Raw genomic sequence first — 7456 nt, forward strand, 5'->3', positions numbered from 1 at the left:
CGTCTATCGGCCCATACAAAGTAGCTCAATCGACGCAATGGGTTGTCCCGGCGCGATGCATTGCATAGGCTTGCGCGATTGTTTGCCCGCGCCTGACGCGAGCCGCCTTGAGGAGACTGTAAATGGGCCTGAATAACCAGTGGATGCAACGCGACCTCGCGGTGCTGTGGCATCCCTGCACCCAGATGAAAGACCACGAACAGCTGCCGCTGATCCCGATCAAACGCGGCGAAGGCGTCTGGCTCGAAGACTTCGAAGGCAAGCGCTACCTCGACGCCGTCAGCTCCTGGTGGGTCAACGTGTTCGGCCACGCCAACCCGCGCATCAACCAGCGCATCAAGGATCAGGTCGATCAGCTGGAGCACGTGATCCTCGCCGGTTTCAGCCATCAACCGGTGATCGAACTGTCCGAGCGTCTGGTGAAAATGACACCGGTAGGCCTGAATCGGGTGTTCTACGCCGATAACGGTTCGTCCTGCATCGAAGTCGCGCTGAAAATGAGCTTTCACTACTGGCTCAATCGCGGCCAGCCGAACAAGAAACGCTTCGTCACCCTGACCAACAGCTACCACGGCGAAACCATGGCAGCGATGGCAGTCGGCGACGTGCCGCTGTTCACCGAAACCTACAAAGCGCTGCTGATGGACACCATCAAGGTGCCAAGCCCGGATTGCTACCTGCGCCCCGAAGGCATGAGCTGGGAGGAACATTCGCGCAACCTGTTCGCCGCCATGGAACAAACCTTGGCAGAACATCATGACAGCGTTGCGGCAGTCATCGTCGAGCCGTTGATTCAGGGCGCCGGCGGCATGCGCATGTATCACCCGGTGTACCTCAAGCTGCTGCGCGAGGCCTGCGACCGCTACGGCGTGCACCTGATCCACGACGAAATCGCCGTCGGTTTCGGCCGCACCGGCACCATGTTTGCCTGTGAGCAGGCCGGCATCCGCCCGGACTTCCTCTGCCTGTCCAAGGCCCTGACCGGCGGCTATCTGCCGCTGGCAGCGTGCCTGACCACCGACGAGGTCTATAGCGCGTTCTACGACGACTACCCGACCCTGCGCGCCTTCCTGCATTCGCACAGCTACACCGGCAACCCGCTGGCCTGTGCAGCCGCGTTGGCGACGCTGGATATCTTCGAACAGGACAACGTCATCGAGAACAACCAGGCGCTCGCCCAACGTATGGCGTCGGCCACCGCGCATCTGGTCGATCACCCGAATGTCAGCGAAGTGCGCCAGACCGGCATGGTGCTGGCGATCGAGATGGTCAAGGATAAAGCCACCAAAGAGGCCTACCCTTGGCAGGAACGCCGTGGTTTGAAGGTGTTCCAGCATGCGCTGGAGCGCGGCGCGTTGCTGCGGCCGCTGGGCAGCGTGGTGTATTTCCTGCCGCCGTACGTGATCACCCCGGAGCAGATCGACTTCCTCGCCGAAGTCGCCAGCGAAGGCATCGACATCGCCACCCGGGACAGCGTCAGCGTGGCGGTGCCGAAGGATTTCCACCCGGGGTTCCGTGATCCGGGCTGATTCAAAATTTGTGGCGCCTGAACTGCCGCTTTCGCGAGCAAGCTCGCTCCCACAGGGAAATGCATTCTAAATGTGGGAGCGAGCTTGCTCGCGAATGAAGTCGACACCGATCCAACTGATTCACATCTTTCCAGAGACCCGAAATGAGACTGTCCCGCTTCTTTATCGACGCCCCCCTGAGCACCGGCGAACACGAACTGCCGGAAGCCCAGGCGCATTACATCAGCCGCGTGCTGCGCATGGCCGAGGGCGATGCGGTGCAGTTGTTCGACGGCTCCGGCCATGAGTTTCGTGGTTCGCTGGTGGAAGTCGGCAAGAAACGCGTGGTGGTGCAGATCGACGAACAGCTAGCCGGGCAGATCGAATCGCCGCTGCACATCCACCTCGGCCAGGGCCTGTCCCGGGGCGAGCGCATGGACTGGGCGATCCAGAAAGCCACCGAGCTGGGCGTGAGCGAAATCACCCCGATCTTCAGCGACCGCTGCGAAGTGCGCCTGAAGGACGAACGCGCCGACAAACGCCTGCTGCACTGGCGTCAGGTGGCGATCAGCGCGTGCGAGCAGTGCGGGCGCTCGCGGGTGCCGGTGATTCATCCGCCGGTGCTGCTGGCCGATTGGCTGAAGCAGACCCAGGCTGAGTTGAAACTGGTACTGCACCCGGTGGCCGAGCCATTGGTGAGCCATGCCAAACCGGCGACCCTGGCGTTCCTGATCGGGCCGGAGGGCGGTTTGTCGGATGCCGAGGTTGAGCAGGCCAAGGGCAACGGCTTCCATGCAGCTCGGCTTGGGCCACGGGTGTTGCGCACTGAAACTGCGCCGGTGGTTGCACTGGCGGTGGCTCAGCAGCTTTGGGGTGACTTCTAGGGCCTCTTCGCGAGCAAGCCCGCTCCCACATTGGATTTCCAGTGAGCACAAATTTTGTGTACACCCGAGAACTACTGTGGGAGCGGGCTTGCTCGCGAAAAGCTTCCCCTCGGTCTGACTGTCACTCCACCGGATCACTGACTGGCCTGGCAATGATCGCCTTCAACTCGCTGGTCATCGGAAACTCCAGGTTCAACCCCTTTGGCGGGATCGGCTGTTCGAACCACTTACGGTAGATCCCGTTGATCTCCCCCGAGCTGTACAGATCGGCCAGCGCGTCGTTCACCAGCGCGAGGAATGGCGGATCATCCTTGCGCACCATGCAGCTGTAGATTTCCCGCGATTGTTCCTCCCCCACCACGACCCAGTTGTGCGGGTCCCGCGCCTTGGCCCGCTCGCCGTAGAGCAATGCGTCGTCCATGTAGAAGGCCGCTGCCCGTCCCGACTGCAGCATCTGGAACGCCTCGCCGTGATCCTTGGCGCTGATCACGAACATGTTCAGTTTGTGGTCGAGGTTGTAGCTCTTCAGATAGCGCTCGTTGGTGGTGCCGGCGGTGGTCACCACGTTCTTGCCGCGCAGGTCATCGAAGCTGTGAATGCCGCTGTCCTTTGCGGTCAGCAACTGCCCTTTTACGTAGATGAAACCGTAGGAGAACGCGACCTGTTTCTGCCGCTCGGCCGTCACCCCGGTGGAGCCGCACTCAAGATCAACCGTGCCGTTCTGCACCAGCGGAATCCGCGTCTGCGACGTCACCAGGTTGTACTTCACCTTCAGCTCCGGCAACGCCAGTTGCTGCTTGATCCGCTCGACAATCTTGCCCGCCAGCTCCACCGAATACCCCATAGGCTGTCCGGTGTGATCGCCCACATACGAGAACGGCACCGACGCATCGCGATAGCCCAGGGTGATGCTGTTGGCGCTGGCGATCTTGCCAAGCGCGCCGGTCAGCGGCACTTCATTGGCCTGTGCCTGGGCGCCGATGAACAGCGCCAGTGTGCAGCCGAGCAACGTGATTTTTTGCATTGTTATTCTCCGTTGTGGTTGGGGTGTTTGAGCAGAAGCCGTCACGCCGCACGGGGATTGAAGCCGTGCAGATCAATGGATGTACGCTGCTGGCCGATCAGTTCGCTGAGCAACTGCCCGCTGCCGCAGGCCAGGGTGAAACCGAGCGCGCCGTGGCCGAGGTTGAGCCACAGATTGCGATACGCCGTGGCGCCCAACAACGGTACGCCGGTTGGGGTGGCCGGGCGCATGCCCGCCCACTCCACAGCCGCGTCGTAATTGCCGGCATCGGGAAAGGTGTCGCGGGCCTGGCGCTTGATCAGTGCCAGCCGCTCGGGATCTACCGCCGGGTCGAAACCGACGATGTCCACCATCGCCGCCACCCGTAACTGTTCGCCGATGCGCGCGTAGACGATCTTGCGGTCGTAGTCGGTGATGCTCACGTCCGGCGCCCGATGCCCGTTGCCGATCGGCACGGTCAGGCTGTAACCCTTCAGCGGATACAGCGGCACGTGCAGGCCGGGCAGCGTCAGCAAAGAGCTTCGGTGCCCGGCGGCGATCACCAGTTGGTCGACCGGCAGGGTTTCGTCGCCAAGCTCAATGGCGGTGACGGCGCCGTGGCTGTGACGAATACCGGTGACTGCCTGACCGAGACGAAACTCGCAGCGGCCCGACGCCTTCAATCGCACCGCCAACTGCTGGCAAAAGGCGTGACAGTCGCCGACTTCTTCATTCGGCGTGTAGATCGCGCCCACAAACGGCGCCTTGGTCAAGGCCGGTTCCAGTTGCGCACATTCGGTGGCGGACAACACCTGTTGTTGCTGCGGATCGGCCAGGCCCTTGCGCGCATGGTCGAAACTGACGGCATTGCGGAAAGTCACCAGTTTGCCGTTGCGCCGCCAGTTGAAACCGGTGAGTCCGTCATTCTCGCGCCAGCGTTTCAGCGTGCTCTGGCTGAACAGCGCCAGACGCAACAGATGCGCCGCGTTTTCGCGGTTGACCGAGGTGCGGCAGGCGGCGAGAAACGACGCCATCCAGCGCCATTGCGCCGGGTCCAGACGCGGGCGCAGCTTGAGCGGTGAGTCGCCGCGCAGCATCCAGCCGATCGCCTGCAACGGCACGCCGGCATCGGCCAGCGGCGCCACATAGCGGTAGGACAACTGGCCGCCGTTGGCGAAGCTGGTTTCGCTGCCCAAGGACTGCCGCGCCTCGACCACTGTCACTTCGAAACCGTCGCGCACCAGCGCATAGGCCGTTGCCAACCCGATCACGCCGCCGCCGATGATGCACACACGCTGAGCCATGTCCGTCCCTATTTCTATTTGAAGACGAGGCTGAGGTTAGGGTGAGGTGACAGGCGCCGAACAATGAATAAAGATGCCAGACCTATAAACAAAGGTTATGGACTCGCCATGCGCCTTCGCCACATCGAGATTTTCCAGGCCATTCGCCAGACCGGCTCGGTCAGCGCCGCTGCGCAATTGCTGCACGTCTCGCAACCGGCGGTGACCAAAGTGCTGCAGCACGCCGAGCAGCAGTTGGGCTTTCCGTTGTTTCTGCGGGTGCGCGGTAAATTGCAGGCGACCCCGGAAGCGCTGGAGCTGGAGCGCGAAGTCGACAAGGTCACGGAAAGTCTGCAGGGCGTGCGGCGCCTGGCACAGAGCCTGCGCCGCGAACCCGGCCACAGCCTGCGGATCGGCGCGACTCCTGCGCTGGCCCTGTCGTTGCTGCCACCGGCGATCCGGCAATGGACGGCGCAGTTCCCGGACATCGCCTGCGAACTGTCCAGTGCCCACAGCCGCGAGTTGATGCAGAACCTGCTGATGCGCGAAGTGGACGTGGCCCTGACGTTGCAGTTGCCGGATCACCCGGGGCTGAAAGCGCAGCCGTTGGCGGCGGGGGTGCTGGTGGCGTTGGCGCCAAAGGACTTCTGGCCGCCGGCAGACGTCGGCAAACCGCTGCCACTGATGGCGCTTGCGGATGTGCCGCTGATTGGTTTATCCAGCGCCGATCCATTGGCGGCAAGGCTCGACAGCTATCTGGAAGCGGTGGAGCCACCGCCACGGGTGCGGATTGCCGTGCAGACCTATTCGCTGGCACGGGCGATGGTCGAGTCCGGCGCCGGCGTCGCGGTGATCGATCCGTTCACCGCACTGGGCGCCTCTGTGGCAACCACCACCCTCCGCCCCCTCGCCCCGCCACTGCCGATCACTTTGTACGCCGTGACCCGCGCCAGCGAGCCACCACCGCATACGCTCAACGATCTGCTGCAGATTTTCAGTCAGCGAGCTGAACAACAACTCAATAACCTGCACTCGGCACAAGTCTGATGTGGGAACACAATCTAATGTGGGAGATTGGGGACAATTTCAGTTAGAGGACATAAAACAGAATCGCCACAAAGTGCAGCAGACTCCCGGCGATCACGAACAGATGCCAGATCCCGTGCGCATGCCGTAACCGGTGATCCAGGGCAAAAAAGATGATGCCCACGGTATACAACACCCCGCCCGACGCCAGCCAGGCAAAGCCTGCCGTGCCCAACGCCGCAATCAACGGTTTGACCGCCACCAGCACGATCCAGCCCATCACCGCATAAATCACGATCGACAGGATCCGCGCCTCCGAGCGTGGTTTGATCTCCTGCAGGATGCCGATCAGCGCCAGCCCCCAGACAATCCCGAACAACGTCCAGCCCCACGGCCCGCGCAGCGTCACCAGGCAGAACGGCGTGTAGCTGCCGGCGATCAGCAGGTAGATCGAAAAGTGATCGACCTTCTTCATGATCGCTTTCTTGCGCCCGCGCACGCTGTGGTACACGGTCGAGGCGCTGTAGAGCACCAGCAAGGTAAAGGCGTAGATCGCCACGCTGACAATTTTCCACGGACTGCCGTCGAGGCTGGCAATCACCAGCATCCACACGCCACCGATAAATGCGGCCACTGCCCCGACCAAGTGCGTCCAGGCGTTGAGTTTTTCCCCGTGATACATGTGTCGCTCACCTCGTTATTCGTTACCGCAGCGCGCAAGGCTCGGGCCTTGAGCGTAAAAGCGCAATGTTTCTGTTCAACGCGGACCTGCGCACGCCACGGTAATTGGGCACAATCGGTCGATACCAAAAAGAGTCCGCGCCATGCTGATCGACGAAGAATTGACCCTGAAAAAACTCGAGGTGTTCCTCGCCTTCATGCGCACCGGCAACCTCGCCCGCGCCGCCGCCGAATTGCAGACCAGCAATGTCAGCGTGCACCGGGCGATCCATTCGCTGGAAAGCGCCCTGCGCTGCCCGCTGTTCAAGCACGAAGGACGCAACCTGACGCCACTGGAAAGCGCCTACGTGCTCGAAGAACGTGCGCAGAAGCTGATCCAGGACGTGGTCGAAAGCGTGCGCCTGACCCGCGAGGCCGCCGGATTCTCCGCTGAACGCTTCAAGCTCGGCTCGCTGTATTCGCTGACAGTGAAAACCGTACCGCAACTGATCATGGGCCTGAAGATCCGTCGCAGCGAACTCAACATCGACCTGATCCTCGGCTCGAATATCGACCTGCTCTACAAGCTGAAGAACATGGAAGTCGACGCGATTCTGGTGTCGCTGGACGACACGGTCAGCGACCCGGACTGCGAGCAGATCCCGCTGTTTTCCGACGACATTTTCCTCGCCACGCCGGCAGATTCAAGATTCGCTCAACGCAGTGAAGTCGATCTGGCCGAGGTGCGCGATGAAACCTTCATCACCCTGACCCAGGGCTTCGCCACCCATCAGGACGGCATCCGGGTGTTCAAACAGGCGGGGTTCGAGCCGAAGGTGGCGATGCAGGTCAACGACATCTTCACCCTGCTGAGCATGGTCAGCTCGGGGGTGGGTTATGCGTTGCTGCCGGGAAGGATTGCGGCGGTGTACGAGAACCGGGTGAAGCTGATTCCGTTGCAGGAGAAGTATCGGTTGCAGCAGCACATTGGTGTGGTGTTCTTGAAGGCCAAGGAGCGTGATCCGAATCTGCTGGCGTTGCTGGCGGAGTGTCGGATGTATGCCAATCGCCAGGCTTGAGGCCGAGTCGCGC

At 61.9% G+C, this 7456-nt stretch carries 7 protein-coding genes; 4 read left to right on the forward strand and 3 right to left on the reverse strand.

Annotation, left to right across the window (positions count from 1 at the left end):
* Window positions 1-122: 122 nt before the first annotated feature.
* Both ACM6I7_RS05365 and ACM6I7_RS05370 read left to right on the forward strand, forming a co-directional pair.
* On the forward strand, window positions 123-1529 hold the full coding sequence (locus ACM6I7_RS05365; protein WP_414888097.1) for an adenosylmethionine--8-amino-7-oxononanoate transaminase: 1407 nt from the start codon (window positions 123-125) through the stop codon (window positions 1527-1529).
* Window positions 1530-1672: 143 nt separating this feature from the next.
* Entirely contained in the window at window positions 1673-2392 is a 720-nt protein-coding gene (locus tag ACM6I7_RS05370) for a 16S rRNA (uracil(1498)-N(3))-methyltransferase (RefSeq protein ID WP_204894120.1), read from the forward strand.
* Between the two features lie 121 nt (window positions 2393-2513).
* Here ACM6I7_RS05370 and ACM6I7_RS05375 read toward each other — a convergent pair whose 3' ends face one another.
* Both ACM6I7_RS05375 and ACM6I7_RS05380 read right to left on the reverse strand, forming a co-directional pair.
* The gene (locus tag ACM6I7_RS05375; RefSeq protein WP_027610600.1) at window positions 2514-3416 is read right to left on the reverse strand and encodes a transporter substrate-binding domain-containing protein; all 903 of its coding nucleotides are present in this window, start codon (window positions 3414-3416) and stop codon (window positions 2514-2516) included.
* Window positions 3417-3457: 41 nt separating this feature from the next.
* Window positions 3458-4699: a D-amino acid dehydrogenase gene (locus ACM6I7_RS05380; protein WP_414888098.1), complete on the reverse strand. Its 1242-nt coding sequence runs from the start codon at window positions 4697-4699 to the stop codon at window positions 3458-3460.
* 108 nt (window positions 4700-4807) lie between these two features.
* Here ACM6I7_RS05380 and ACM6I7_RS05385 point away from each other — a divergent pair, with 108 nt between their 5' ends.
* Entirely contained in the window at window positions 4808-5725 is a 918-nt protein-coding gene (locus ACM6I7_RS05385; protein WP_027610598.1) for a LysR family transcriptional regulator, read from the forward strand.
* Between the two features lie 43 nt (window positions 5726-5768).
* On the opposite strand, the gene trhA is transcribed toward ACM6I7_RS05385, so the two are convergent.
* Window positions 5769-6386 (reverse strand): PAQR family membrane homeostasis protein TrhA, encoded by a 618-nt coding sequence (gene trhA, locus ACM6I7_RS05390; protein WP_007964065.1) that lies wholly within the window; start codon window positions 6384-6386, stop codon window positions 5769-5771.
* A 142-nt stretch (window positions 6387-6528) separates the two neighbouring features.
* On the opposite strand from trhA, the gene ACM6I7_RS05395 reads away from it, so the two are divergent.
* The gene (locus ACM6I7_RS05395; RefSeq protein ID WP_145593589.1) at window positions 6529-7443 is read left to right on the forward strand and encodes a LysR substrate-binding domain-containing protein; all 915 of its coding nucleotides are present in this window, start codon (window positions 6529-6531) and stop codon (window positions 7441-7443) included.
* The last annotated feature ends 13 nt before the right edge of the window (window positions 7444-7456 follow it).

Source organism: Pseudomonas sp. IT-93MI4 (assembly GCF_949767635.1).
In the GTDB taxonomy this organism is placed as follows: domain Bacteria; phylum Pseudomonadota; class Gammaproteobacteria; order Pseudomonadales; family Pseudomonadaceae; genus Aquipseudomonas; species Aquipseudomonas putida_A.

What these genes read in the sequence shown, in the direction of transcription:
- ACM6I7_RS05370 (WP_204894120.1), top strand. Translation starts at nt 1,673, where the DNA reads ATGAGACTGTCCCGCTTCTTTATCGACGCCCCCCTGAGCACCGGCGAA.
- ACM6I7_RS05380 (WP_414888098.1), bottom strand. Translation starts at nt 4,699, where the DNA reads ATGGCTCAGCGTGTGTGCATCATCGGCGGCGGCGTGATCGGGTTGGCA.
- ACM6I7_RS05395 (WP_145593589.1), top strand. Translation starts at nt 6,529, where the DNA reads ATGCTGATCGACGAAGAATTGACCCTGAAAAAACTCGAGGTGTTCCTC.
- trhA (WP_007964065.1), bottom strand. Translation starts at nt 6,386, where the DNA reads ATGTATCACGGGGAAAAACTCAACGCCTGGACGCACTTGGTCGGGGCA.
- ACM6I7_RS05385 (WP_027610598.1), top strand. Translation starts at nt 4,808, where the DNA reads ATGCGCCTTCGCCACATCGAGATTTTCCAGGCCATTCGCCAGACCGGC.
- ACM6I7_RS05375 (WP_027610600.1), bottom strand. Translation starts at nt 3,416, where the DNA reads ATGCAAAAAATCACGTTGCTCGGCTGCACACTGGCGCTGTTCATCGGC.
- ACM6I7_RS05365 (WP_414888097.1), top strand. Translation starts at nt 123, where the DNA reads ATGGGCCTGAATAACCAGTGGATGCAACGCGACCTCGCGGTGCTGTGG.